Origin of the sequence: Azospirillum sp. ST 5-10 (assembly GCF_051225715.1) — a bacterium.
Lineage (GTDB): Bacteria > Pseudomonadota > Alphaproteobacteria > Azospirillales > Azospirillaceae > Azospirillum.
In genome coordinates this window covers 169,415-193,495 of the sequence record NZ_JBPJSP010000007.1, presented here as the reverse complement: position 1 = coordinate 193,495, position 24,081 = coordinate 169,415, and the positions used below count along the sequence as shown (strand labels likewise).

The 24,081-nt window shown below is 72.0% G+C and carries 27 protein-coding genes and 1 tRNA gene; 15 read left to right on the top strand and 13 right to left on the bottom strand.

The window, feature by feature from the left end; translation table 11 throughout:
* Positions 1–107: 107 nt before the first annotated feature.
* The 3 genes from dctP (at position 108) to ACSBPG_RS11120 (ending at position 5,089) form a co-directional block, all read left to right on the top strand.
* Complete coding sequence (gene dctP / locus ACSBPG_RS11130) at positions 108–1,088, top strand: TRAP transporter substrate-binding protein DctP (protein ID WP_435537228.1); 981 nt, start codon at positions 108–110, stop codon at positions 1,086–1,088.
* Between the two features lie 127 nt (positions 1,089–1,215).
* Positions 1,216–3,141, top strand: a complete 1,926-nt coding sequence (locus tag ACSBPG_RS11125; RefSeq protein ID WP_435537227.1) for a TRAP transporter large permease — start codon at positions 1,216–1,218, stop codon at positions 3,139–3,141.
* 133 nt (positions 3,142–3,274) lie between these two features.
* The gene (locus tag ACSBPG_RS11120) at positions 3,275–5,089 is read left to right on the top strand and encodes a DUF2264 domain-containing protein (protein WP_435537226.1); all 1,815 of its coding nucleotides are present in this window, start codon (positions 3,275–3,277) and stop codon (positions 5,087–5,089) included.
* A 140-nt stretch (positions 5,090–5,229) separates the two neighbouring features.
* Here ACSBPG_RS11120 and ACSBPG_RS11115 read toward each other — a convergent pair.
* A tRNA-Leu gene (locus ACSBPG_RS11115) sits at positions 5,230–5,316 on the bottom strand.
* Positions 5,317–5,469: 153 nt separating this feature from the next.
* On the opposite strand from ACSBPG_RS11115, the gene lipB reads away from it, so the two are divergent.
* Positions 5,470–6,153 (top strand): lipoyl(octanoyl) transferase LipB, encoded by a 684-nt coding sequence (lipB, locus tag ACSBPG_RS11110; RefSeq protein ID WP_435537255.1) that lies wholly within the window; start codon positions 5,470–5,472, stop codon positions 6,151–6,153.
* A 90-nt stretch (positions 6,154–6,243) separates the two neighbouring features.
* The gene (locus ACSBPG_RS11105) at positions 6,244–7,944 is read left to right on the top strand and encodes a methyl-accepting chemotaxis protein (RefSeq protein ID WP_435537225.1); all 1,701 of its coding nucleotides are present in this window, start codon (positions 6,244–6,246) and stop codon (positions 7,942–7,944) included.
* A gap of 33 nt (positions 7,945–7,977) precedes the next feature.
* Here ACSBPG_RS11105 and ACSBPG_RS11100 read toward each other — a convergent pair whose 3' ends face one another.
* From ACSBPG_RS11100 to ACSBPG_RS11075, 6 genes are all read right to left on the bottom strand, one after another.
* Positions 7,978–9,201 carry a beta-ketoacyl-[acyl-carrier-protein] synthase family protein gene (locus tag ACSBPG_RS11100; protein ID WP_435537224.1) on the bottom strand — a complete coding sequence of 408 codons (1,224 nt, stop codon included), beginning with the start codon at positions 9,199–9,201 and terminating at the stop codon, positions 7,978–7,980.
* A gap of 5 nt (positions 9,202–9,206) precedes the next feature.
* Complete coding sequence (locus ACSBPG_RS11095; RefSeq protein WP_435537223.1) at positions 9,207–9,464, bottom strand: acyl carrier protein; 258 nt, start codon at positions 9,462–9,464, stop codon at positions 9,207–9,209.
* Positions 9,461–10,576, bottom strand: a complete 1,116-nt coding sequence (gene lpxD / locus ACSBPG_RS11090) for a UDP-3-O-(3-hydroxymyristoyl)glucosamine N-acyltransferase (RefSeq protein WP_435537222.1) — start codon at positions 10,574–10,576, stop codon at positions 9,461–9,463. Before lpxD ends, ACSBPG_RS11095 begins: the two co-directional genes overlap by 4 nt.
* 92 nt (positions 10,577–10,668) lie before the next feature.
* Positions 10,669–11,202 carry an AAA family ATPase gene (locus ACSBPG_RS11085; RefSeq protein WP_435537221.1) on the bottom strand — a complete coding sequence of 178 codons (534 nt, stop codon included), beginning with the start codon at positions 11,200–11,202 and terminating at the stop codon, positions 10,669–10,671.
* Between the two features lie 44 nt (positions 11,203–11,246).
* Positions 11,247–12,050, bottom strand: a complete 804-nt coding sequence (locus ACSBPG_RS11080; RefSeq protein WP_435537220.1) for an ABC transporter permease — start codon at positions 12,048–12,050, stop codon at positions 11,247–11,249.
* Positions 12,051–12,055: 5 nt separating this feature from the next.
* Positions 12,056–12,814 (bottom strand): ABC transporter ATP-binding protein, encoded by a 759-nt coding sequence (locus ACSBPG_RS11075; protein ID WP_435537219.1) that lies wholly within the window; start codon positions 12,812–12,814, stop codon positions 12,056–12,058.
* A 42-nt stretch (positions 12,815–12,856) separates the two neighbouring features.
* On the opposite strand from ACSBPG_RS11075, the gene ACSBPG_RS11070 reads away from it, so the two are divergent.
* Together ACSBPG_RS11070 and ACSBPG_RS11065 are read left to right on the top strand one after the other, a co-directional pair.
* Positions 12,857–14,191 carry an ActS/PrrB/RegB family redox-sensitive histidine kinase gene (locus ACSBPG_RS11070; RefSeq protein WP_435537218.1) on the top strand — a complete coding sequence of 445 codons (1,335 nt, stop codon included), beginning with the start codon at positions 12,857–12,859 and terminating at the stop codon, positions 14,189–14,191.
* 71 nt (positions 14,192–14,262) lie between these two features.
* Positions 14,263–14,790 carry an ActR/PrrA/RegA family redox response regulator transcription factor gene (locus ACSBPG_RS11065; protein ID WP_435537217.1) on the top strand — a complete coding sequence of 176 codons (528 nt, stop codon included), beginning with the start codon at positions 14,263–14,265 and terminating at the stop codon, positions 14,788–14,790.
* A gap of 102 nt (positions 14,791–14,892) precedes the next feature.
* Here the strand turns inward: ACSBPG_RS11065 and ACSBPG_RS11060 are convergent, their stop codons facing one another.
* Together ACSBPG_RS11060 and ACSBPG_RS11055 are read right to left on the bottom strand one after the other, a co-directional pair.
* A complete protein-coding gene (locus ACSBPG_RS11060; RefSeq protein WP_435537216.1) occupies positions 14,893–15,096 on the bottom strand; it encodes a YgaP family membrane protein in 204 nt (67 codons plus the stop codon).
* A gap of 74 nt (positions 15,097–15,170) precedes the next feature.
* Positions 15,171–15,854: a Crp/Fnr family transcriptional regulator gene (locus ACSBPG_RS11055; protein WP_435537215.1), complete on the bottom strand. Its 684-nt coding sequence runs from the start codon at positions 15,852–15,854 to the stop codon at positions 15,171–15,173.
* 176 nt (positions 15,855–16,030) lie between these two features.
* On the opposite strand from ACSBPG_RS11055, the gene rpmH reads away from it, so the two are divergent.
* The 5 genes from rpmH (at position 16,031) to yihA (ending at position 19,448) form a co-directional block, all read left to right on the top strand.
* On the top strand, positions 16,031–16,165 hold the full coding sequence (rpmH, locus tag ACSBPG_RS11050; RefSeq protein ID WP_435537214.1) for a 50S ribosomal protein L34: 135 nt from the start codon (positions 16,031–16,033) through the stop codon (positions 16,163–16,165).
* A 7-nt stretch (positions 16,166–16,172) separates the two neighbouring features.
* Positions 16,173–16,574, top strand: coding sequence for a ribonuclease P protein component (rnpA, locus tag ACSBPG_RS11045; RefSeq protein ID WP_435537213.1), 402 nt, complete (start codon positions 16,173–16,175; stop codon positions 16,572–16,574).
* Positions 16,575–16,633: 59 nt separating this feature from the next.
* Complete coding sequence (gene yidD / locus ACSBPG_RS11040) at positions 16,634–16,936, top strand: membrane protein insertion efficiency factor YidD (protein WP_435537212.1); 303 nt, start codon at positions 16,634–16,636, stop codon at positions 16,934–16,936.
* Positions 16,937–17,009: 73 nt separating this feature from the next.
* Positions 17,010–18,734: a membrane protein insertase YidC gene (gene yidC / locus ACSBPG_RS11035; RefSeq protein ID WP_435537211.1), complete on the top strand. Its 1,725-nt coding sequence runs from the start codon at positions 17,010–17,012 to the stop codon at positions 18,732–18,734.
* Positions 18,735–18,791: 57 nt separating this feature from the next.
* A complete protein-coding gene (gene yihA / locus ACSBPG_RS11030) occupies positions 18,792–19,448 on the top strand; it encodes a ribosome biogenesis GTP-binding protein YihA/YsxC (RefSeq protein WP_435537210.1) in 657 nt (218 codons plus the stop codon).
* A gap of 37 nt (positions 19,449–19,485) precedes the next feature.
* On the opposite strand, the gene ACSBPG_RS11025 is transcribed toward yihA, so the two are convergent.
* A complete protein-coding gene (locus ACSBPG_RS11025; protein ID WP_435537209.1) occupies positions 19,486–19,638 on the bottom strand; it encodes a hypothetical protein in 153 nt (50 codons plus the stop codon).
* Between the two features lie 189 nt (positions 19,639–19,827).
* On the opposite strand from ACSBPG_RS11025, the gene argB reads away from it, so the two are divergent.
* The 3 genes from argB to ACSBPG_RS11010 are packed head-to-tail and all read left to right on the top strand — an operon-like array spanning position 19,828 to position 22,037.
* On the top strand, positions 19,828–20,721 hold the full coding sequence (argB, locus tag ACSBPG_RS11020) for an acetylglutamate kinase (protein WP_435537208.1): 894 nt from the start codon (positions 19,828–19,830) through the stop codon (positions 20,719–20,721).
* 16 nt (positions 20,722–20,737) lie between these two features.
* Entirely contained in the window at positions 20,738–21,064 is a 327-nt protein-coding gene (locus tag ACSBPG_RS11015; RefSeq protein ID WP_435537207.1) for a hypothetical protein, read from the top strand.
* 22 nt (positions 21,065–21,086) lie between these two features.
* Positions 21,087–22,037 (top strand): CorA family divalent cation transporter, encoded by a 951-nt coding sequence (locus ACSBPG_RS11010; protein ID WP_435537206.1) that lies wholly within the window; start codon positions 21,087–21,089, stop codon positions 22,035–22,037.
* 19 nt (positions 22,038–22,056) lie between these two features.
* Here the strand turns inward: ACSBPG_RS11010 and ACSBPG_RS11005 are convergent, their stop codons facing one another.
* From ACSBPG_RS11005 to ACSBPG_RS10995, 3 genes are all read right to left on the bottom strand, one after another.
* Positions 22,057–22,575 (bottom strand): MAPEG family protein, encoded by a 519-nt coding sequence (locus ACSBPG_RS11005; RefSeq protein WP_435537205.1) that lies wholly within the window; start codon positions 22,573–22,575, stop codon positions 22,057–22,059.
* Between the two features lie 4 nt (positions 22,576–22,579).
* Positions 22,580–23,536, bottom strand: coding sequence for an acetyl-CoA carboxylase carboxyltransferase subunit alpha (locus ACSBPG_RS11000; protein ID WP_435537204.1), 957 nt, complete (start codon positions 23,534–23,536; stop codon positions 22,580–22,582).
* A gap of 135 nt (positions 23,537–23,671) precedes the next feature.
* Positions 23,672–24,058, bottom strand: coding sequence for a hypothetical protein (locus ACSBPG_RS10995; protein ID WP_435537203.1), 387 nt, complete (start codon positions 24,056–24,058; stop codon positions 23,672–23,674).
* Between the last annotated feature and the right edge of the window lie 23 nt (positions 24,059–24,081).

The window sequence follows — 24,081 nt, the reverse complement described above, 5'->3', positions numbered from 1 at the left end:
CGCCGCCGGGCCGTGCGGGTGCGGCACCGCCAGCCCCGCACGGACGAGCGGCGACCGACCGCGTCCACCGGGAACGCACCGGTTCCCACCAGGAGGAGAACGTGAGAGTGCTTCGTAAGACCCTGATCATCGCGGGAGTTCTGGCCGCCCTGAGCGCCGGCGCGCAGGCGGCGAGCTACAAGTTCGCCACCAACATCGCCAATTCCGGGACCAGCGCCGACCTGCTGAACGACTTCGCCAAGCGCGTCGAGGAACGGACCGAAGGCCGCATCTCGTTCAAGTTCTTCTGGAACAGCGTGCTCGGCAGCCAGGAGGACTACCTTCAGCAGATCCAGTCCGGCGTCGTCGATGCCGGACTGGTCAACAGCGCGACATTGGAGAACCTCATCCCGGCGTTCAGCGTCATCAACCTGCCCTACATGTTCCGCACCGCCGACGAGTACGGCAAGGTGATGAACGCGCCGGAGGTCCGGGAGACGCTGTTCAAGACCGCCGCCGAACACCGCTTCGCCCCGCTCGGCTTCCTGAGCACCGGCTTCCGGAGCATCTACGTCGCCAAGCCGGTGGCGACGGCGGCGGATCTCGCCGGGCTGAAGATCCGCACCATGCCGAGCGAGACCTACATCGAGATGCTGAAGCGCTTCGGCGCGGTGCCCACCCCGCTCGGCCGCTCCGAACTGTTCGCCGGCCTGCAGCAGCGGGTGGTCGACGGCGCCGAGGGCGGCCTCGCCGGCCTGCTCGACGGCAAGCTGGGCGAGGTCGCCAAATGGGCGCTCGTCACCAACCAGACCCGGCTCACCGACTTCGCCGTCACCAGCCTGAAGTTCCGCGAGCGCATCGGCGCCGCCGACCTGAAGGTCCTGGAGGAGGAGTTCGCCCGGGTGAGCGCGACCTCGCTCGCCGTCGCCGACGCCCACCAGATGGCGGCGGCGCAGCAGGCCGTCGAGCGCCTCGGCGTGACCCTGGTGACGGTGGACACGACGCCGCTGATGAAGGCCGTCGAGCCGATGTACCAGAAGGCCCGCGAGAACGAGCGGATGCGGCCGCTCCTGGAGACCATCTTCGCGATCGAGGGGCGCGCGCTCTGAGCGCGACCGGGGCGGCGCGCCGCGGCGGGCCGCCCCGCGCCGAAACATTTCACGAAAGTTTCGGAACGATCGACGCCCACGGACGAGCGCGCGTGCCCAGCCGCGGCTCATGATCGGGAAGCCCGAGATGCAACAGGAACTGGTCGAAGCCGAACGCGACGGCATCCTGCAGAGGCTGGATGCCGTCCCCCATCACCTCACCGCCCTGATCAAAGGCGCTCTCCTGATCCTTCTCCTGGTCATGAGCGTCCTCATCGTCTACCAGGTGGTGTCGCGCTACATCTTCAACGATCCGAGCAGCTTCACCGAGGAGTTCCTCCGCTACGCCCTGATCTGGATGGGCATCCTGGGTGCCGGGTTCTGCTTCATGGAGAACCGGCACCTCAACCTGCCGCTGGTCATGGACATGCTGTCGGAGCGCAACCAGCAGCGCCTGCGGATCGTCAACGCGCTGCTGACCCTGGGGTTCGGCGTCGTCCTGTGCGTCGGCGGCTACCGCTCGATCATCGACAACGCGCTGACCCTGTCGCCGATCCTGCAGTTGCCGATGGGCTCGCTGCAAAGCGTCCTGCTGATCACCGGCGGCATCATCATCTTCTCGCAGCTGGTCGAGCTGACCCGGCTGGTGCGGGCCGACGCCGGCAACCTCGCCGCCATCGCCGTGTGCTCCCTGGCGATGATCGGCGTGATCGCCGCGGCGGTCGCCGGCCGGCAGACGCAGACGTACCAGTACCTGGTGGACGAGCACCTGATGATGTTCTCCCTGGTGGTGCTGTTCGGCGCGTTCTTCCTCTTCCTCGCCCTGGGCACGGCGATCTCCGTCGGGCTCGCCCTGTCCGGCATCTTCACCCTCAGCCTGCAGATCGACGCCGACGCCCTGTCGGCCACGGTCGGCGGCCAGATCTTCAACGGGCTGAACAATTTCGGCTTCCTCGCCCTGCCCTTCTTCGTGCTGGCCGGCGCCATCATGAACCAGTGCGGCATCGCCCGCCGCCTCATCGACCTCGCCATGGTCATCGGCAAGCGCATCCCCGGCAGCCTGTGGCAGACCAACGTCCTCGCCAACATGCTGTTCGGCTGCCTCTCCGGGTCGGGCATCGCCGCGGCGACCGCCATCGGCAGCATCGTCGCGCCGATCGCCCGCGAGAAGAACTACGACATGGCGATGACCACGGCGGTCAACGCGGCCTCGGCGCCGACCGGCATGCTGATCCCGCCGACCGGCGCCTTCATCGTCTATTCCCTGATCACCGGCGGCAGCGCCTCGATCGTCGCCCTGTTCCTGGCCGGCTACTTCCCCGGCATCGTCATGGGCGTCAGCGTCATGCTGGTGGCGGCGATCTATGCCCGGCGGCACGGCCACGACGCCGACCATACCCCCTACGAGCGGGCGGAGCTGCTGCGCATCCTCGGGCGCGCCGTGCCCAGCCTGCTGCTGGTGGTGCTGGTCATCGGCGGCATCGTCGGCGGCGCCTTCACGGCGACCGAGGGGTCGGGGATCGCCGTCCTCTACAGCGTCGTCCTGGCGCTGATCTACCGCAGCCTGACGGTGCGGAAGCTGATCACCGTCGCCACCGAGACCCTCGTCTCCTCGGGCGTGATCCTCTTCCTCATCGCCTGTTCCGGCCTGATGAGCTGGAGCATGACGTTCGCCGGCATCCCCGACACCATCGGCGCGATGCTGACCGGCATGAGCGACAACAAGTACGTCATCCTGCTGCTGATCAACGTCGCCCTGCTGGTCATCGGCACCTTCATGGACATGTCGCCGGCGATGCTGATCTTCACGCCGATCCTCTATCCCGTGGTGACGGGCATGGGCGTCGACCCCGTGCATTTCGGCGTGATCATCGTCTACAACCTCTGCATGGGAATCGTGACGCCGCCGGTCGGCACCGTGCTGTTCGTCTCCTGCGGCATCACCGGGGAGAAGATCACGCGGGTGGTGCCGCCGCTGGTGCCGATCTTCGCCGTGCAGTTCGTCGGCCTCATGGTGACGACCTATCTGCCGGCGTTCAGCCTGTTCCTGCCGCGGCTGTTCGGGGTGATGTAGGCGGGGGGCGCGCTCCGCCCCGTCCGCCGGCCCCGGCGCGGCGGCGGGCGGGCGGAGCGCGCGCCCCCGGTGGGGCAGACCATCCGCCGCGCCGGCCCCCGCCATGGGGCGAAGGTGACATGGGAGAAGGAATGTGGCGTTCTTCCCGCGTTTTTCCGACAACCCCCTGAGAACGCGCGCGGACTTCCAGCGCTGCGTGGCCGACCTGGTGGAGCCGCTGGTGCCCCACCTGGAGGCCGGGGGTGCGGCCCTCGACCTGCACGAGGGCGGCGCCCACTACGACATGCGGGCGAGCGCCCTGGAAGGCGTCGCGCGGCCGCTGTGGGGTCTCGTCCCGCTGGCGCTCGGCGGCGGCGCCTTCGCGCACTGGCCCCTGCTGCGCCAGGCGATCGCCGACGGCACCGACCCCGACCACCCCCGCTTCTGGGGCCGCACCGGCGACATCGACCAGCGCAGCGTCGAGATGGCCGCCATCGGCCTGCTGCTCTCCCTCCTGCCGGAGCAGGGCTGGGACCCGCTCACGGCGCGGCAGAAGGACAACCTCGCCGGCTGGCTGGCCGGCATCCAGGGCCGCCGCATGCCGGCCAACAACTGGCTGTTCTTCACCGTCCTCGTGCAGGAGGGGCTGAAGGCGGTGGGCCGGGGCGGCCTCGTCGACGAGGCCCTGGAGGCCGCCTGCCTCGACCGGCTGAGCAATTGGTACCGCGGCGACGGGTGGTACGGCGACGGCGACGCCGGGGCGATCGACCACTACGGCGGCTTCGCCCTGCACTTCTACGGGCTGGCCTACGCCCGCTTCGCCCGCGACCCCGACCCGCGCCTGCGCGCCCTCTTCCTGGAGCGGGCGGCGGCCTTCGCCCTGCCCTTCGCCTACTGGTTCGCCGAGGACGGCGCCTGCCTCGCCCAGGGCCGCTCGCTGACCTACCGCTTCGCCACCGCCGCCTTCTGGGGCATGCTTCCCGTGGCCGGCCTGGAGCCGCTTCCCATGGGCCAGATCAAGGGCCTGTGGGCGCGCCAGATCCGCTGCTGGCGGGACAAGCCGATCTTCGCCGCGGACGGCGTGCTGGCGCGCGGCTACGCCTATCCCAACCTCTTGGTCTGCGAGGAGTACAACTCGCCGACCTCGCCCTACTGGGCGCTCAAGGCGTTCGCCCCGCTCCTCCTGCCCGCGGAGTCGCCGTTCTGGACCGCCGAGGAGGAGCCGGTGGCCTATCCCCGCCGCGTCCAGCCGATGCCGGCCTGCCCGGCCGTGGCGGAGCGCGTCGGCGGGCACGCCGTCGTCCACTACGCCGCCCCCGTCCACCGCAAGGTGCAGGCGGACAAGTACAACAAGTTCGCCTACTCCACCCGCTTCGGCATGGAGGTCAACGCCCTCCAGTACGCGGAGATGCTGAAGTTCGGCGACAACATCCTGGCCTTCAGCTTCGACGACGGGGCCAACTGGCAGATGCGCCAGCACAACGACGAGGCGTCGGTCGACGGCGAGCGGCTGCGCGCGGTCTGGCGCTCCGGCCTTCAGCGGGTCGAGACGACCATCGACGTGGTCGGCGAGGGGGTGTGCGTGCGCACCCACAGCTTCGTCCTGGACCGGCCGGCGCTCGTCGTCGACACCGGGTTCGCCGTCGACCGCTGGTACCGCGAGGCGGAGATCCTCGCCCCGGACCCGGCCGACCTGGGCGGGCCGCCGCGGGTCGGCGCCCGCGTCCTGGTGCGCGGCGCCAACGGCACCTCCGGCGTGCGCAGCCTGGACGGGCACGCCAAGGTGCCGCACTGCGCCAACCGCACCCACGCCAACGTCGTCACGGCGCGCTCGGCGGTTCCGTTCCTGCTCGTCGCCCTGCCGGCCGGCCGGCACCGTCTGGTCGACGCCTTCGGCGTGTCGCCGGCCGACGACCCCGGCTTCGTCGACCGGTTCGCCCATGGCGGCCTGGAACGGCCCGCCTCCTGACCCGCTGAACCGCCTCCGGCACGGCCCGCCACCGGGCCCGTGCCCCGGGGCCGGCGCCGGCACGAAAAAACCCGCTCGGCCCAGGGGCCAGCGGGTTTTTCGTCGTTCCCCAATCGCTTGGGGCCCCAATCGCTTGGGGATGGTGCGGTCGAGAAGACTCGAACTTCCACGGCCTTTCGGCCACAGCGACCTCAACGCTGCGCGTCTACCAATTCCGCCACGACCGCAGGGCTGGTAGTCCTCCCGGAGCCCGTTTGGGCTTGCGTCCGGGTGGAGCGGGGGAATACCAGACTCTTCGCAGCGGATCAAGCCATGCAATCGCATCCTTGGGAAAAAAAGTGACGCCCTCCTGTCCCCCCCTCCCCGACGCCGGCCCGGCCCTGCCGGCCGACGCCGACGCCACCGCCGCCACCGCCGCCGCCATCGAGTGGCGGATCAGCGACGAGCCCGTCCCCTACCCCGAGGCGCTGGCCTTCATGGAGGAGCGGGTCGAGGCGATCCGCGCCGGCACGGCGCCCGAGACGGTGTGGCTGCTCGAGCACCCGCCCCTCTACACCGCCGGCACCAGCGCCCGCGACGAGGACCTGCTGGACCCCGACCGCTTCCCGGTCTTCCGCACCGGGCGCGGCGGCCAGTTCACCTACCACGGGCCGGGCCAGCGGGTGGCCTACGTCATGCTGGACCTGAAGCGGCGCGGCGGCGACGTCCGCGCCTTCGTCTGTGCGCTGGAGGAGTGGCTGATCCGCACGCTCGCCGCCTTCAACATCAAGGGGGAGCGGCGCGAGGGCCGGGTCGGCATCTGGGTCGACAAGGGGCCCTACGGCGGCCGCAAGGGCCAGGAGGACAAGATCGCCGCCATCGGCGTGCGGGTGCGCCGCTGGGTCACCTTCCACGGCGTCGCCCTGAACGTCGAGCCGGACCTCGGGCACTTCGCCGGCATCGTCCCCTGCGGCATCAGCCAGCACGGCGTCACCTCGATGGTGGCGCTCGGCCACCTGGTGACCATGCCCGAGGTCGATTCGGCGCTGATGGCGGCGTGGCGCGAGGTGTTCGAGGAATCGTAAACGGACCGGCAACCACCGCGATCTATCTTGTGTAACCGTTTCGTCCGGCACGCCGGGTCCCCTCGTGCGGCCGCGCTGGAGGCCTGTTCCATGCCCACCCCCCTCGCCAACGCCCGGGTTTTCGTCAAGATCCTGCTGCCCACCCTCTTCATCGCCGCGATCACCGCCGGCATCGTCGTCTACGGCCTGTCGACCCTGTCGACCCTGCACGGGCGCAACGCCCGCCTCATCGGCGAGGACGCCGCCCGCCTGGAGATGGCGCTGCGCCTGAACGGCGAGTTGAACGTCACCGCCATCGCCATCTCCAACGCCGTGCTCGCCAGCAAGGCGCAGGACGTCGCCACCATCCAAGGCCGCTACAAGCAGCGTTTCGCCAGCATGGTGGACTTCGCCGGCAAGATCCTCGACACCCGGCCGCCCCAGGAGATCGCCGCCCCGACGCGCGCCATCCAGGATCTCGCCGCCGCCTACGACCGCATCGCCCAGGACATCTTCGCCCTGGCCGCCGCCGGCCGGAAGGACGAGGCCTACACCACCATCATGCAGGGGCTGCGCGACACCCGCTTCAAGATCTCCGGCGAGGCCGACGCGCTGGTCGACGCCGCCACGACCCGAATGACCGCCGCCCAAGCGGAGGGCGAGGCGCTCTACGCCGCGGCGGCGCTGTGGCAGACCCTGCTGTCGGCGGTCGGCATCACGGTGGCGCTGGGCGCTCTGGTGTGGGTCGCCGGTGCGCAGGTGTCGCGCCCCTTGCGCCTGCTCGCCGCCGCCACCGAGCGGCTGGGGCGCGGCGATCTCGATGTGCCGCTGGAAGCCGTCGACGATGGCCGGAAGGACGAGATCGGCGTCCTCGCCCACGCCCTGCACACGTTCCGCGACAACGCCCGCGCCATGCGCCGGCTGGAGGAGGAGCGACGCCAGGACGACGCGCGCAAGGAGCAACGCCGTGCCGCCGTGGAGACCCTGTTGGCGGAGTTCGAGACCGCCGTGCGCGGCCGGCTCGAGGCGCTCGGCCGCTCGGCCCATGCCATGCAGGACACCGCCGCCGGCATGGACCGGACCGCCGAGGCGACCCGCCAGCGCTCCGCCGCCCTCACCGCCGCCAGCGGCGAGGCCTCCGCCAACGTGCAGGCCGTCGCCTCGGCCGCCGAGGAGCTGACCGCATCGATCGGCGAGATCGGCCGGCAAATCGCCGAGGCGAACCGCATCACGGGCGACGCCGTCCAGGAGGTGGGGCGGACCAATGCGACCGTGGAACAGTTGGCCGCCGCCGCGACCAAGATCGGCGAGGTCGCCCACCTCATCACCGAGATCGCCAGCCAGACCAACCTGCTGGCCTTGAACGCCACGATCGAGGCGGCGCGCGCCGGCGAGGCCGGCAAGGGCTTCGCCGTCGTCGCCTCCGAGGTCAAGAGCCTCGCCACCTCCACGGCCCGCGCCACCGAGGAGATCACGACGCAGATCGAGGGCATCCAGACCGCCAGCGGCCAGGCGGTCACGGCGATCCGCGGCATCGGCGGCACCGTGCAAACGATCAGCACGATCTCCGGCACCATCGCCGCTGCCGTCGAGGAGCAGGACGCCGCCACCCGCGAGATCGCCCGCAACACCCAGGAGGCGGCCCACGGCACGGGCCGCGTGTCGGCCAACGTGGGGGGAGTCGAGCAGGCCGCCCGCGACACCGAAACCGCCGCCGGCGCCGTCAAGTCGGCCGCCGCCGCCCTGTCGTCCGACGCGGACGCCCTGCGGGAGCAGATCGACCGCTTCCTCGGCAAGATCCGCGCGGCGTAGCCGGCGGCGGACGCCGGGCCGGGCGGGCCGCTCTCACGCGGCGATGCACCGGAACGCCAGCACCGCGTTGAGGCCGCCGAAGGCGAAGGAGTTGGACAGGGCGGCGCGCACCGCCGCCGGCCGGGCCTCGTTGGGCACGGCGTCCACCGGGCAGGCCGGGTCGGGTTCGGTGAAGTTGGCGGTGGGCGGCAGCAGGCCGCGGCGCATCGCCAGCACCGTCGCCACCGCCTCCAGCGCCCCGGCGGCGCCCAGCGCGTGGCCGAACATCGACTTGGAGGCCGACACCGGCGGCAGCGCCGCGCCGAAGACGTCGGCGAGCGCCGCCGCCTCGCAGGCGTCGTTGGCCGCCGTGCCGGTGCCGTGGGCGTTGACGTAGTCGACGTCCTGCGGCGCCAGGCCGGCGTCCGTCAGGGCCAGGCGCATGGCGCGCGCCGCCCCCGCGCGGTCGGGTGCGGTGATGTCGCGGGCGTCGGCCGACATGCCGGCCCCGGCCAGTTCGGCGAGCGGCTCGGCGCCGCGGGCGCGGGCGTGCGCGGCGGTCTCCAGGACCAGGACGGCCGCCCCCTCGCCCAGCACCATGCCGCTGCGGTCGCGGCTGAAGGGCCGGCAGGTGTCGGGGCTGACGATGCGCATGGCCTCCCAGCCCTTGAGCGCGCCGAAGCTCAGGCTCGCCTCGGCGCCGCCGGTCACCGCGACGTCGGCCAGCCCGGCGCGCAGCAGCTGCAGGGCCATGGCGATGGCATGGCCCGACGAGGCGCAGGCGCTGGCGGCGGTGAAGGCCGGCCCGGTCAGCCCGAACTCCATGGAGACGTGGGACACCGGGGCGCTGACCATCAGGCGCGGGATGGTGAAGGGGTGCAGGCGCGGCGCCTCCTCGCCGTAGAGGCGGCGGTAGCCGTCGTCGAGCGTGCCGATGCCGCCGACCCCGGTGCCCAGCACGGTGGCGGTGCGGGCGCCCAGCGCCGGATCGAAGGCGAGGCCGGCCATCGCCACCGCCTCGCGGGCGGCCACCACGGCGAACTGGGCGACGCGGTCGAGCAGGCCGAGCCGGCGCGCCTCGAAATGGGCCTCGGGCACGAAGCCGCGCACCTCGGCGGCGACCTTCACCGCCAGGCGCTCGGTGGGGACCAGGGTCAGCGGGCCGATGGCGCTGCGGCCGGCGAACAGCGATTCGGCGAAGGCCGGCACGCCGAGGCCGGTCGGGGCGACGACGCCGAGGCCGGTGACCACCACCGGCGCGGCGTGGCAGGCGGCCACGGCGCTCAGGCGGCGCCGCGCTCGGCGACCACGCCCTGGACGGCGCGGACGATGTCGCCCACCGTCTGGAACTCGGTGCGGGCGTCGTTGGCGTTGAAGGGGATCTCCACCCGGAAGCGGTCCTCCAGGGCGAAGACGATCTCGATCACGTCCAGCGACGCGATGGCGAGGTCGGCGAGCTTGGCGTCGGGCGCCAGCTTGGCGCGCTCCACCTGGCCCTTCTCGGCGATGATGGCGAGGACGTCGTTCTCGACTGCGTTCATTCCCCGGTCTCCGGCGTCGGTCCGCCGGAAACGTTAGCGCGTCGCTCCACCGCCGCGAGACGGCTCTTCAGGTCTGCCACTTCCGAGAAGAGACGCTTCAAACGGCCTAGGCTCTTCAACTGGGAGAATGCCTGGGCACGCGGCATCGCCGGGATGCCCATGTAGACCGACTTGGGCGCGATGTCGGTGCCGACGCCGGAATAGGCGGCGATGACGCTGTCGGAGCCGATGGTGACGTGGTCGGCCACGCCGACCTTGCCGGCCATCACCACGCGGTCGCCCACCACCACCGAGCCGGCGATGCCGACCTGGCCGCACAGCATGCAGTTGCTGCCGACCTGCACGTTGTGGCCGATCTGCACGAGGTTGTCGATCTTGGTGCCGTTGCCGATGCGGGTCGCCGTGACGGTGCCGCGGTCGATGCAGGCGCCGGCGCCGATCTCCACGTCGTCGCCGACGATCACCGTGCCGATGGAGTTGACGCGGCGGATCAGCACGTTGGTCGCCCCCACCTTGCCGGTGGTCTTGGCGGTCTCGACGCTGCCCGGCTCCGGCGTCACGAAGCTGAAGCCGTCGTTGCCGACGGCGGCGTTGGGCTGGACGATGCAGCGCTCGCCCAGCACCACCCGCTCGCCGATCCGCGCGCCGGCGTGCAGCAGCCCGTCGCGGCCGATGCGCGCCTCGGCGCCGACGGTGACGTGCGGCATCAGGATGGTGCGGTCGCCGACCACCGCCTTCGGTCCGACATAGACGAAGGGACCGACCGAGACGCCCTCGCCCAGCACCGCGTCGGCCGCGACGCAGGCCGAAGGGTGGACGCCCGGAGCGGCGTGCACCGGGCGCTCGAAGAGGTCGAGCAGGCCGGCCATGGCGTAGCGCGGCCGGCCGACGACGATCCAGCCGGCCAGCCCGTCGGGCACCGCCGCCCCGTCGGCGACGACGGCGGCGCGGGCCCGCGTGCCGGCGAGCAGCGCCAGCAGATCCTTGTCCATGGCGAGCGCCAGGTCGCCCGCCCCTTCGGCCTCGGCGGGATGGACGGCGCGGACGATCTCGATGGACCCGTCGCCCTCAAGGCGGGCGTCGAGGGCGGCGGCGATCTCGGACAGCTTCATGGCGCTCAACGGAAGTCTGGAAACGGTCGGGACGGACCCTACCATGGCCGGCCGCGGGCGATCCAGACGTGGGGGATGCCGTGGGCACCGGATCAGCCCGCGGCCAGGCGGGCCAGCAGGTGGTCCGCCCGTTCCTCGACCCGCACCTTGGGCAGGACGCAGACCTCGTAGTCCAGCACGGCGTAGGCCGCCAGGAGCCGGTCGTACTCGTCGACCGCCGCGGCGAAGCCGTGCCGCCGCTCCGCGTCGTTCCGCCAGATCTCGGGCCAGGGCGGCGTCAGGAAGACCCGCCGGTGGTAGCGGTGGCGGCGGCCCAGCGTCTCCAGGGCCGGCTCGCCCGTGCAGTGCTGGAGGGCCGCGGCGGCGTCGACGACGCCGCGGTCGAAGAAGACCCGGCCGCCGTGCGCCGCCGCCGACACCCGGTCGTCCAGCGCCAGGGCGATGGCGCGGCGGGCGAACGCGGCCATGTCCACCCAGGGCAGGGCGCTCCCGCCCCTGCCCGCCTCGTCGGCGACGATCCGCCGCCCCGGCTCCTCGACGACCGGGAAGCCGCGGCGGGCCAGCGCGGCGAGCAGCGTCGACTTGCCGCCGCCCGAGCAGCCGGAGACGACCACGAATCGCTCCATCCCTATCCCTCACCCCGCTTGCGCGTCTGTCGGGCCGGCCGCCCTCACTCCCCCGTCTGCAGCAGGGCGCCGCGGCTGCGGGCGTTGCGGAACGACCACAGGAAGGCGGCCGCGCCGAGGGCGAGGAAGGCGAGGTTGAGCGCCGCCGCCGCCGCCATGTGGCCCCACGCCACGCCGCCGGCGAAGACCACCGCGCGCATCCCCTCGAAGACGTGGGTGGACGGCAGGCACAGCGCGAGCGGCTGCAGCCAGCCCGGCAGGACGGTCACGGGATAGTAGACGGCGCTGACCGGGGCCAGGACGAACACGACGATCCACGCCAGCCCCTCCGCCCCCATGCCGTGGCGCAGGATCAGCGCCATGATGAAGAGGCCCAGGGACCAGCCGAAGACCAGCAGGTTGGCGAAGAACAGGGCCAGCGGCAGGCCGAGGCCGAACACCGAGTAGCCGAAGAAGGGGATCGCCAGCAGCGCCGCCGGCAGGACGCCGATCACCGTGCGGATCAGGCTCATCGCCGTCAGCGACGCCACCCACTCCCAGGGGCGCAGCGGGCTGACGAAGAGGTGGCCGAGGTTGCGCGACCACATCTCCTCCAGGAAGGAGATCGACACGCCGAGCTGGCCGCGGAACAGCACGTCCCACAGCAGCACGGCGGCGACCAGCACCCCGGCCCCTTGGGCGAACCACGCGCTCTGCTGGGCCATGAACTGGTTGATGTAGCCCCACATCACCATCTGCACCGTCGGCCAGTAGGCGAGCTCGAGCAGGCGCGGCCAGGAGCCGCGCAGCACGAACCAGTAGCGCAGCACCATGGCGCCGATGCGGCGGGCCGGGGACGCGCCGGTCATGCGCATCACTCCGCCGCCTCGTTGCGGCGGTCGCGGGCGATGTCCAGGAACACCTCCTCCAGCGTGTCGCGTCCGTAGCGGGCCAGCAGGGCCTCCGGCGCGCCGCGGTCGACGATCTGGCCGGCGCGCATCACCAGCACCTCGTCGCACAGCCGCTCGACCTCCTGCATGTTGTGCGAGGCCAGCAGGATCGCCGCCCCGGCCTCCCGGCGGTAGCGCTCCAGATAGGTGCGGATCCAGTCGGCGGTGTCGGGGTCGAGCGAGGCCGTCGGCTCGTCCAGCAGCAGCACGTCGGGCCGGTTCAGGAGCGCCTTGGCCAGCGCCACCCGCGTCTTCTGCCCGGCCGACAGGCTGCCGGCCGGACGGTCGAGGAAGGCCGCGACGTCGAGATGCTCGGCCAGCTCCGCCACCCGCCGGCGCACCTCCGGCAGGCCGTAGAGGTGGGCGTAGACGGTGAGGTTCTCGCGCACGGTCAGCCGGTGCGGCAAATCGACGTAGGGCGAGGAGAAGTTCATCCGCCCCAGCACCGCGTAGCGGTCGCGCGCCATGTCGACGCCCAGCACGGCGACGCGGCCGGCGGTGGGCAGCAGCAGGCCGAGCAGCATGGAGATGGTGGTGGTCTTGCCCGCCCCGTTGCCGCCGAGCAGGCCGACCACGGCGCCCCGCGGCACCGTGAAATCGATGCCGCCGGCCGGCCCGCCGACCGCGGTGACGGCGCCGAATCGCTTGGTCAGCCCCTCGGCCGTGATGGCATAATCGCTCATGGCGCCTCTATATGGCCGCCCGTTCGAGGATCGTCCACGCCCATGTCCTTCGCCGCCACCACCGATTCACCCCCCCCTGCGTCGTCCGACACGTCCTTCACCCCGACCATGTGGTCGGCGCGCGACGGGCGGATCACCCTGCGCACCCTGATCCTGATCCGCTGGATCGCCGTGCTGGGGCAGCTCACCACGGTGCTCGTGGTGCAGTTCGGCCTGGGCTTCGACCTGCCGGTCGGCCCGGTGCTGGCCGCCATCGGCGCCTCGGTCCTGCTCAACCTCGTGGCGATGGCCCAGCGCGGCGGCCGGCTGCGCCTGGCCGACCGCGACGCCGCCCTCTACCTCGCCTACGACATGCTGCAGCTGTCGCTGCTGCTGTACCTCACCGGCGGCCTCTCCAACCCCTTCGCCATCCTCATCCTGGCGCCGATGACGGTGGCGGCGGCGATCCTGTCGCGCTACTCGGTCGTGCTGCTCACCGGCCTCAGCCTCGCCTGCCTGACCGTGCTGGCGCTCTGGCAGTTCCCGCTGCCCTGGCCCGAGGCGCTGCCGGCGGTGGTGCCGCTCTACGCCTTCGGGATCTGGCTGTCCCTGTCGGTGTCGTCGGTCTTCATCGCCGCCTACGTGTTCCGCGTCGCCGAGGAGGCCCGGCGCTTCGCCGACGCCCTGTCGGCCACCCAGGTCGCGCTCGCGCGCGAGCAGCGGCTGGGCGCGCTGGGCGCCCTGGCGGCGGCGGCGGCGCACGAGCTCGGCTCGCCGCTGGGCACCATCGCCGTGGTCGCCAAGGAGCTGCTGCACGACCTGCCGCCCGACAGCCCCTTCGCCGAGGACGTGACGCTCCTGCAGAGCCAGGTGATGCGCTGCCGCGAGATCCTCGCCGACCTCGCCCGCAAGCCGGAGGCCGACGGCGGCGACCCGTTCGAACGCGTGCCCCTGTCGGCGCTGATCGAGGCGGCGGCGGCGCCCCACGCCGTCGGCGGCATCGCCCTGGAGGTGGAGCGCCAGGGCGATCCGGACGTCGACGAGCCGATCGTCCGCCGCAGCCCGGAGATCCTGCACGGCCTCGGCAACTTCGTGCAGAACGCCTACCAGTTCGCCGAACGCCGGGTGACGGTGGCGGCGTCGTGGGATTCCGACGCCGCCATGATCTCGATCATGGACGACGGGCCCGGATTCCCGCCGACTGTGCTCAGCCGCATCGGCGAGCCCTACATCTCGACGCGCGGCGATCGCGGCGGTGGTCACATGGGGCTGGGCATCTTCATCGCGCAGACCCTCCTGGAGAAGACCGGCGCGAATGTTGGGTATAGCAACAATCGTAGCGGTGGCGCACGCGTCGTCGTACGCTGGCCGCGCGCTCTCCTGGAACCGAAGGACTAGGGATGGACAGGACGATGGTCACGGATGAGAGTCCCGCGGTCGAGACCGCGAATCTGACGTTTACCGGGGACGTGACCCGCAGTCTGCTGATCGTCGACGACGACGCGCCGTTCCGCGTTCGCCTGGCGCGTGCCATGGAGAAGCGCGGCTTCAACGTGGTCGCGGTCGACAGCGTGCAGCTCGGCGTCGAGGTGGCGCAGGAATCGGCGCCCGCCTTCGCCGTGGTCGATCTGCGGCTGGCCGACGGCAGCGGCCTGGACGTGGTGAAATGCCTGCGCGACGCCCGCCCCGACGCCCGGATCGTCATGCTGACGGGCTACGGCAACATCGCCACGGCGGTGGCCGCGGTGAAGGCCGGCGCGGTCGACTACCTGCCCAAGCCCGCCGACGCCGACGCCGTGGAATCGGCGCTGCTGGCCGACGGCCGGACGCTGCCGGAGCCGCCGGACAACCCGATGTCGGCCGATCGCGTGCGCTGGGAGCACATCCAGCGCGTCTTCGAGCAGTGCGACCGCAACGTGTCGGAGACGGCACGCCGCCTGAAGATGCACCGCCGCACCCTGCAGCGCATCCTCAACAAGCACGCGCCGCGCGGCTGAGGGCCCGGGCATCGCGACGCCCATCGCGCGGCACCGGGACGGTCCCCTTGTGGACGGGGACGGGGGCTCCCTTCCCCGCCCGGGGCGGGGAAGGGCCGCGATTCACGCCGTCTTGTCGCGCGACGCCGAGCAGGTCTTGACGCCGAGCAGGGTGTAGGCTGGGCAATAGCCGATCACCGCCGTCAGCAGCGGCACGAGGCCGATCCAACCCCAGGGGGTCTGCGGCCCGACGAAGACCAGGGCGATGAGAATGAGGCCGACGATGGCGCGCAGGGCGCGGTCGACGCCGCCGACGTTCGTGGGCATGGGACGCTCCTCTTCCGCTTCGGTTTGGTTGACGAGCGCCCAGTGTGCGCCGATGCCCGCACGCCGTCTGTGACCTAGTCACGGTGGTGGGCCGGCCCGGCCAGCCGTTCCAGCGCGGCGGCGTCGCGCACGGCGACGCGGCCGCGGGTCAGGCCGACCAGGCCGCGCCGCTCGAACTCCTTGAGCTGGCGGCTCACCACCTCGCGCGCGGTGCCCAGCTCGACCGCCAGCGCCTGGTGGGTGGTGTCGAGCCCGCCGCCGCCGTCGCGGTGGTCGAGCAGGAAGCGGGCGAGGCGCAGGTCGATGCGGCCGAACGCCACCTCCTCCACCAGCATCATCAGCCCCGTCAGCCGGGTGCCGAAGGACGTGAAGACGACGTCGCGGAACACCGCGGAGCACGCCAGCATGGCGTGGAACAGCGCGGCTTCCAGCGCCACCGCGGTGACCGCGGTCTCGGCGATCCCCTCGGCGCCGTAGTCGGTCCGCGCCATCAGACAGGCGGTGGTGAGGATGCAGGTCTCGCCGCGCTGGACGCGGTAGAGCACGATCTCGCGCCCCGACTCGCCGACCATCTGCACGCGCACCGAACCGTCGACGACCATCAGGTAGCTGCGGCACAGGCTGCCGGGGGTGAACACCACGGCGCCGCGGGGCAGCCGGACCGTCCGGGCGCCGCCCCGCAGCCGCGCCAGCGCGTCCGGCTCCAGGGTCGTCAGAGCGGGAAACGCATCCAGCCACTCCGCACCGTCCTGCGCCATGCCACCGCACTCCGCCCCACGCCCCTTGCCGTCCGTTCCCCTGCGACGCCACCGCCGGCGGGAGGCGCCGCCGGCGCACGACGAAACGGCGCCGCTTCCCGTTGACTCGGTGGGCGCCTGTCTCTATACAGCGGGGCTCGTTTTGTCCCGTGTTCGATCTGACGGAGTAGAGTGTCGTGAAACGCACGTTCCAGCCCAGCAAAATCGTGCGCAAGCGTCGGCATGGCTTCCGCGCCCGCATGGCTACGGTCGGCGGCCGCAAGGTGCTGTCCCGCCGCCGCGCCAAGGGCCGCAAGGTCCTGAGCGCCTGAGGATGCCATGACGGCGCCGGACCGTGCGGTCGGGCGCCTGAAGCGGCGGCCGGAGTTCCTGGCCGTGGCCGGAACGCGCCGCAAGCACGTCGCTCCCGGCCTGATCCTGCAGGTGCGCCGACATGATGACCGGCAGCGGCCCGCCTCCGGCGAGCCGCCGCTGCGCGTTGGCCTGACGGCGAGCCGCAAGGTCGGCAACGCCGTCGTGCGCAACCGTGCCCGCCGCCGCCTGCGCGAGGCGGCACGCCAGATTCTGCCCGTCCACGCGGCACCCGGCCACGACTTCGTGCTGGTGGCCCGGCGCGAGACCGCCACCCGGCCCTGGCCGGACCTCATCGGCGACCTGCGCGCCGCGCTCAAGCGCCTCGGCCTGTGGCGCGAGACGACGCCGGAGGAAGCGCAGCCATGACGCCGCCCACCGGCTCCCGTGCGGACCGGCCCAGCTTGAACCGGCCCCGCCCGAATCGGATGAGTCCGCTGGCCCATGGGCTGCGGGCGCTGGTCGTCCTCTACCAGTGGACCCTGTCCCCGTTCATCGGACAGAGCTGCCGATTCCTACCGACCTGTTCCAACTACGCGCTCGACGCGCTATCTAAGCACGGCGCGATCCGCGGCGGCTGGCTGACGGTGCGGCGGCTCGCGCGCTGTCACCCGTGGGGCGGTTCGGGCTACGACCCGGTGCCGGAGGCGGGCGACGCCCACGGACACGGCCGCTGCGCCCACGACCGCCCGACCGGCGGCGCGTGCGGAGCGGCGCATCACCACCACTAGGCCGGCAGCGCGACGCCGGCGCGCCCCAGGGCGGCCCACTGACGGAAGGCCCGACGGACACACTCGGGGAACCATGACCGACCAACGCAACCTCCTCCTCGCGATCGTGCTGTCGATCGCCATCCTGCTGGGCTTCCAATTCCTCTACGAGGCGCCGAAGGTCCAGCAGCGTCAGGCCGAACTGGCGCAGCAGCAGACGACGACGCAGACCGAGCAGCCGGCCGGGGTGCCCTCGGCCCCGGGGACGGCGCCCGGGGCGCCGCGCGACCGGGCGCAGCTGATCGCCGAGCAGTTCGCCGAGGGCCAGCGCGCGCGCATCAACACGCCGTCGCTGCACGGGTCGGTGAACCTGGTGGGTGGGCGGATCGACGACCTCACCCTCGCCGACTACCACGTCACGCCCGACCCGGCGAGCCCGGAGATCGTGCTGCTGTCGCCGCTCGGCGCCAACGACGCCTATTTCGCCGAGTTCGGCTGGGTGCCCGCCGACCGCTCGGTGCCGACCCCCGCCCCGGACACCCGCTGGACGGTCCAGGGGCAGCCGACCTTGACCCCCGACAGCCCGCTGACCCTGACCTGGGACAACGGGCAGGGCCTGGTGTTCGAGCGCACCATCGCCGTGGACAAGGAATACATGTTCACGGTGACGCAGCGCGTGCGCAACACCACCGACCAGCCGGCGCGCCTGCTGCCCTACGCGCTGGCGTCGCGCCACGGCACGCCGCACACGTCGGGCTACTACATCCTCCACGAAGGCCCGCTCGGCGTCTTCGACGGCAGCCTCACCGAGGTCGACTACGGCGACCTGAAGTCGGAAGGCAAGACGATCACCAAGCAGACCACCGGCGGCTGGATCGGCATCACCGACAAGTACTGGCTGGTGACGCTGGTGCCGGGCAAGGAACAGCAGGTGACGGCGCGCTTCCTCTACAACCAGCGCGGCAGCGAGGACCGCTACCAGGTCGACCTGATGGGCGGCACGGTCGAGGTCGCGCCCGGCACCACCGTCGAGGACACCACCCGGCTGTTCGCCGGCGCCAAGGAGGTGAAGCTCCTGGACGCCTACGCCGAGCAGTACGGCATCACCAACTTCGACCTCGCGGTCGACTTCGGCTGGTTCTACTTCCTGACCAAGCCGTTCTTCTACGCGCTGGACTTCCTGGCGGGGACGATCGGCAACTTCGGCGTGGCCATCCTCGTCTTCACCGTCTGCGTCAAGCTGCTGTTCTTCCCGCTGGCCAACAAGTCCTACCATGCGATGGCCCGCATGAAGAAGCTGCAGCCGAAGATGCAGGAGCTGCGCGAGAAGTTCGACGACGACAAGGCCCGCCTGAACCAGGAGATGATGGCGCTGTACAAGCGCGAGAAGGTCAACCCGATGGCGGGCTGCCTGCCGATCCTGATCCAGATCCCGGTGTTCTTCGCGCTCTACAAGGTGCTCTTCGTCACCATCGAGATGCGGCACGCGCCGTTCTTCGGCTGGATCCACGACCTGTCGGCGCCCGACCCGACCACCATCTTCAACCTGTTCGGCCTGATCCCGTGGGACCCGCCGCACATGCTGATGCTGGGCGCCTGGCCGCTCATCATGGGCGTCACCATGTGGCTGCAGCAGAGGATGAACCCGGCGCCGCCCGACCCGGTGCAGCAGAAGGTGTTCGCCTTCCTGCCCATCGTCTTCACCTTCATGCTCGCCAGCTTCCCCGCCGGCCTGGTCATCTACTGGGCCTGGAACAACCTGCTCTCGGTCGCCCAGCAGTGGGTGATCATGCGTCAGGACGGCGTGAAGCTGACCTGACCGAGATTCCCTCCCCCGGCCCCGCGCCGGGGGAGGACGTCCGCGCGGAGCGCCATCATGACCCAACCGCCCACCCTGACCGGCGGCCTCGACGCGGCCGAGCTCGAAGCGGGGCGGCTGCTGTTCGCCCAGCCCTGCGACTTCGTGTGGGGCGCCGCCGTCGTCGACCAGTTGCCGGAGGCGACCCTGCCGGAGGTCGCCTTCGCCGGCCGCTCCAACGTCGGCAAGTCGAGCCTGATCAACGCGCTCACCGGCCGCAAGACGCTCGCCCGCACCTCCAACACGCCGGGGCGGACGCAGCAGCTCAACTTCTTCAACCTCGGCGGCCGGCTGCAGCTGGTCGACATGCCGGGCTACGGCTACGCCAAGGAATCCAAGGAGAAGGTGGCGGCGTGGACCGATCTGGTCCGGCGCTTCCTGCGCGGCCGGGTGACGCTGCGCCGGGCCTGCGTGCTGATCGACGCCCGCCACGGGCTGAAGCCCAACGACAGCGAGATCATGACCATGCTCGACCAGGCGGCGGTGCCCTACCAGGTGGTGCTGACCAAGGCCGACAAGGTGAAGCCGGCGGCGCTCGCGGCGGTCCAGGCCCGCACCCTGGCCGACCTCAAGAAGCACCCCGCAGCCTTCCCCGAGGTGCATCCCACCAGCTCCGAGACCGGCGCCGGCATCGCCGAGCTGCGGGCCGCCCTGGCCCGGCTGGCCGAGCGCTGAACCGGGCCACAGGGACCGCCGATCCGGGCAAACGCGCTCAGTCCGGCGGCAGGTTCTTCTCGCCCGGCAGCAGCGGCGCCCGCGGCTTGCCCGACTCCTCCCGGATCTTCTTGTTGGCCTCCTCGACCTCGCGGCGGTCGGGGGAATCGTACAGCTTCTCGGCCTCTTCGGCGGTCTTGCGCCCGGTCATGTCCGGTGGCCTCGCTCTGGTTGCTCCTGCCCTGCGGGAACCGCGGCGGCGGTGCGACGGTTCCCCGGACGGCCCCGATCCGGCGCGAAAAATGCCAGCCCGGCGGCCGAAAGCCCCCTAGGCAGGGGGACACGCTTCCGTTAAGAGTCCGAGGACATGTCCACCCCGACGATTGGCGCGCCCCCACCGATGACCGACCGTGAAGAGTGGCTGGCGAAAGCCCGCACCTTGTCCGAAGCGCTCCCCTACATGCGCCGCTACGCCGGGCGCACCTTCGTCATCAAGTACGGCGGCCACGCGATGGGCGACGACCGGCTGGCGGAGATGTTCGCCCGCGACATCGTGCTGCTGAAGCAGGTCGGCATCAATCCGGTGGTGGTGCACGGTGGCGGTCCGCAGATCGGACAGATGCTGGAGCGCCTCAAGATCAAGAGCTCCTTCATCGACGGCCTGCGCGTCACCGACAAGGAGACGGTGGAGGTGGTCGAGATGGTGCTCGCCGGCTCCATCAACAAGCAGATCGTCTCGGCCATCAACCAGGCCGGCGGCCGCGCCGTCGGCCTGTCGGGCAAGGACGGCCAGCTGCTGATCGCCCGCAAGGTGCGCCGCACCCAGCGCGACCCCGACAGCAACATCGAGAGGGTGCTCGACCTCGGCTTCGTCGGCGAGCCGTACCAGGTCAACCCGGCGATCCTCGAAAGCCTGGCCGACGCCGACATCATCCCCGTCATCGCCCCGGTCGGCGTCGACCGCCAGGGCGAGACCTACAACATCAACGCCGACACCGCCGCCGGCGCCGTCGCCGCGGCGCTGGGGGCGACGCGCTTCTTCCTGCTGACCGACGTCGCCGGCGTGCTCGACAAGTCGAAGACCCTGATCCCGCGCCTGACCCTGGAGGAGGCGCGGCGCTGCATCGCCGACGGCACCGCGTCGGGCGGCATGATCCCGAAGATCGAGACCTGCATCGACGCCGTCGAGCAGGGCGTCGACGCCGCCGTCGTCCTCGACGGCCGGGTGCCGCACGCGCTGCTGCTGGAGATCTTCACCGAGGGCGGCGCCGGCACCCTGATCGGCCGGGAGTGACGGCGAGGGGGCGCCGATGAACGACCTGCGCAAGGACCTGCTGCGGCGGATGGCGGAGATCCGTCGCGGCCTCGACCCCAAGCTCCTCGACCGGGCGCGGCTCGCCGCCTTCGGCAAGGTGCCGTTCGACCGCGACACCGCCCGCGCCGCCGTCGCCCGCTTCCTCGACGGGCGCGACGACGACGGGGAGTTCCGCCGGCGGCTGGAGGACGCGCTGCGCCACGAGGGGGCCTCGCCCGATCTCGTGCCCCGGGAGGGCGCCGGCGACGCCCGCCGTCCCGAGCGCGCCGATGGCGACCGTGCGCACCCGCTGAAGCCGCGGCGCATCGGCCGCATCGCCTGACCCCCGAGCGGACGCCCCCGCCATGCTGCACGTCTTCGTCAACGACGACGGCACGCTGCGCTGGGCCAAGGGCGCCGAGACCGCGTCCGGCCCGCTGCCCGAGGCCGCGGTGTGGATCGACCTGCTCGACCCGACGCCCGAGGAGATCGCCCGCGTCGAGGCGCTGACCGGCCGCCGCCTGCCGACCCGCGAGCAGATGGCCGAGATCGAGGAGTCCAGCCGCCTGCGCCTGGTGGCGGGGGCGCTGCACGCGACCGTCCTGACGCTGGTGTGGACCGACACCGACACGCCGCGCCTGACCCCGGTCGGCTTCGTGCTGACCCCCGGCCGGGTGGTGACCCTGCACCACGTCGATCCCCAGACCTTCCTGACCGTGCGCCGCCGCGCCGCCCACCGCGGCCTTCCCGGCGGCACCGCGGCTTCGGTGCTGGCGGCGCTGATCGACGGGACGCTGGAACGCACCGCCGGCGTCCTGCGCCGCACCGCCGGCGAGCTCGACGCCGCCGGCGACGGCACCCTGGGCGGCGACGCCGGCGACGCGCTCAAGCGCGCCGGCCAGGCCGGCCACCTCTTCGCCAAGGCGCACGAGAGCCTGGCGTCCATGGTCCGCGTGCTCGACGCCCTGGCGCGCGGCGAGGGGCCGGTCGGCAAGAAGACGCGGCGCTGGGCGCGCGGCGCGCTGATGGACGCCCGCGGCCTCGACGAGTACGCCCAGTTCCTCTCCGGCAAGGTGAAGCTGCGGCTCGACACCACCCTGGGGCGGATCGGCGCCCAGCAGAACGAGATCGTCAAGATCGTCAGCGTCGCCTCGGCGGCGCTCTTCCCGCCGACCCTGGTCGCCAGCATCTACGGCATGAACTTCGCCGCCATCCCGGGCGAGGACACGCCGTGGGGCTACCCCCTGGCGCTGGCCACCATGGTGCTGTCGGCGGTCGCCTCGCTCTGGTTCTTCCGCTGGAAACGCTGGCTGTAGGCGGGCCGCGGGGCCTCCGTCACGCCACCCAGCCGAGGGCCAGCGCGACGGCCCAGCCCAGCACCACGGCGCTGACGGTGAAGGACATCGCCATGCCCGGCGCGCGGGCGTAGGGATGGACGTGGTAGCCGGCCCAGAACAGCAGGCGCCCGGCCACGAACAGCGCCACGAAGAGGGCGGGCAGGCCCAGCCGGTCGGCGGGCATCGTCGCCGCCAGCGCCCACAGCCCCGGCAGGAAGACGGAGGTCTGCTCGACGCTGTTCGTCAGCGTCCGCTGTGCCACCCGGTAGGAGCGGCTCTCCGGGTCGTCGATCGGGTTGAGGGCGAGGTGCCGTCCGCGCGCCGCCATGACGCCGACGGCCATGGCGAACAGCACCGCGGCGGGCCACAGGGACAGGCGCGCCGCCAGCGCCAGCCGGTCCGCCTCGGCGGGGGGTGGGAACAGCGGGGCCAGGACCGCCAGCAGGGCGAGGGTGACCGCGACGGCCCCGAGGTTGACCGCGGCGGCGACCGGCAGCACGCGACGGTCCGCGGCCATGGCCTCAGCCCAGCCCCTTCTGGCCCATCTCCAGGAACTTCTCGCGCCGGGCGGCGCGCAGGGCGGCGCCGTCCAGCCCGTCGACCTCGCGCAGCGACTCCTCGATGGCGTCGCCCAGCGCCTGGAACGTTTCCGCCGGCGCGCGGTGGGCGCCGCCGATCGGCTCGTTGACGATGCGGTCGATGACGCCCAGTTCCTTGAGGTCCTGGCCGGTCAGGCGCAAGGCGATCGCCGCCTCCCCCGCCATGTCGGAGCTGCGCCACAGGATCGACGCGCAGCCCTCCGGCGAGATCACGGAGTAGATCGCGTGCTCGAGCATCAGCACGCGGTCGGCGGCGGCGATGGCGATGGCGCCGCCCGAGCCGCCCTCGCCGATGACCGTGGCGACCATCGGCACCGTCAGCCGCAGGCACGACTCGATGCTCTTGGCGATGGCCTCGGCCTGGCCGCGCTCCTCGGCGCCGACGCCGGGATAGGCGCCGGCGGTGTCGACCAGGGTGACCACCGGCAGGCCGAAGCGGTCGGCCAGCTGCATCAGGCGCTGCGCCTTGCGGTAGCCCTCCGGCTTCGCCATGCCGAAATTGTGCCGCACGCGCGACTCGGTGTCGTTGCCCTTCTCCTGGCCGATCACCACCACCGACCGGCCGCGGAAGCGGCCGAGGCCGCCGACCACCGCCTGATCCTCGGCGAAGTGCCGGTCGCCGGCCAGCGGCGTGAAGTCGTCGATCAGCGCGCGCACGTAGTCCAGGCAGTGCGGCCGGTTGGGGTGGCGGGCCACCTGGACCTTCTGCGCCGGGGTGAGCTTGGCGTAGGTCTGCCGCAGCAGCTTGTCGACCTTCGCCTCCAGCTTGCTCACCTCGTCGGCGATGTTGATGTCGCCGGCGTCGGTGAGATGACGCAGCTCCTCGATCTTGCCTTCCAGTTCGGCAATCGGCTTTTCGAATTCCAGGAACGTCTGCATGGCCTAGGAAACGGAAACGGATGGGACGGGCTCGGGCGGGGACCGGGCTTGGTAGCACGCTCGATCCGACAGCGCCATAGGGAAGGACGCCGCAAACCGCGGCTTTCCGGGGAGCGGACGGCCGCGACGCCGCCGTCAGTTGCGCGCCGCCGCGGCGATCACGAGATCATGGAGCGCCAGCCAGGCGGCGCGGACCTCGGGGGTGAACTCGGGCCCGAGATTGTTCTTCAGGGTCCACAGCAGGGCCTCGGCGACGGCGGCCGACGGCGTGCCCAGCACGTCGCCCGCGGGGTCGCGCAGCAGCGCGGCGGCGGCGGCACCGGGATCCGACAGGTGGCGGATCGCCGCGGCGAGGCTGCGCATGACGCCCCGCCCCTGTTCGTCGAGATCGCCGTCGAGCCGGCGGCGCAAGGTCGGGTCGATCGCGAACAGGTGCTCGCAGAACTGCACGCCGGCCAGCGCGTTGAAGGCCGTCATCTTGTCGAAGCTGCGGCGGACCGCGTCCATCTGCTGCGGCGTCATGCCCGCCCCTATCCGTTCCCTCC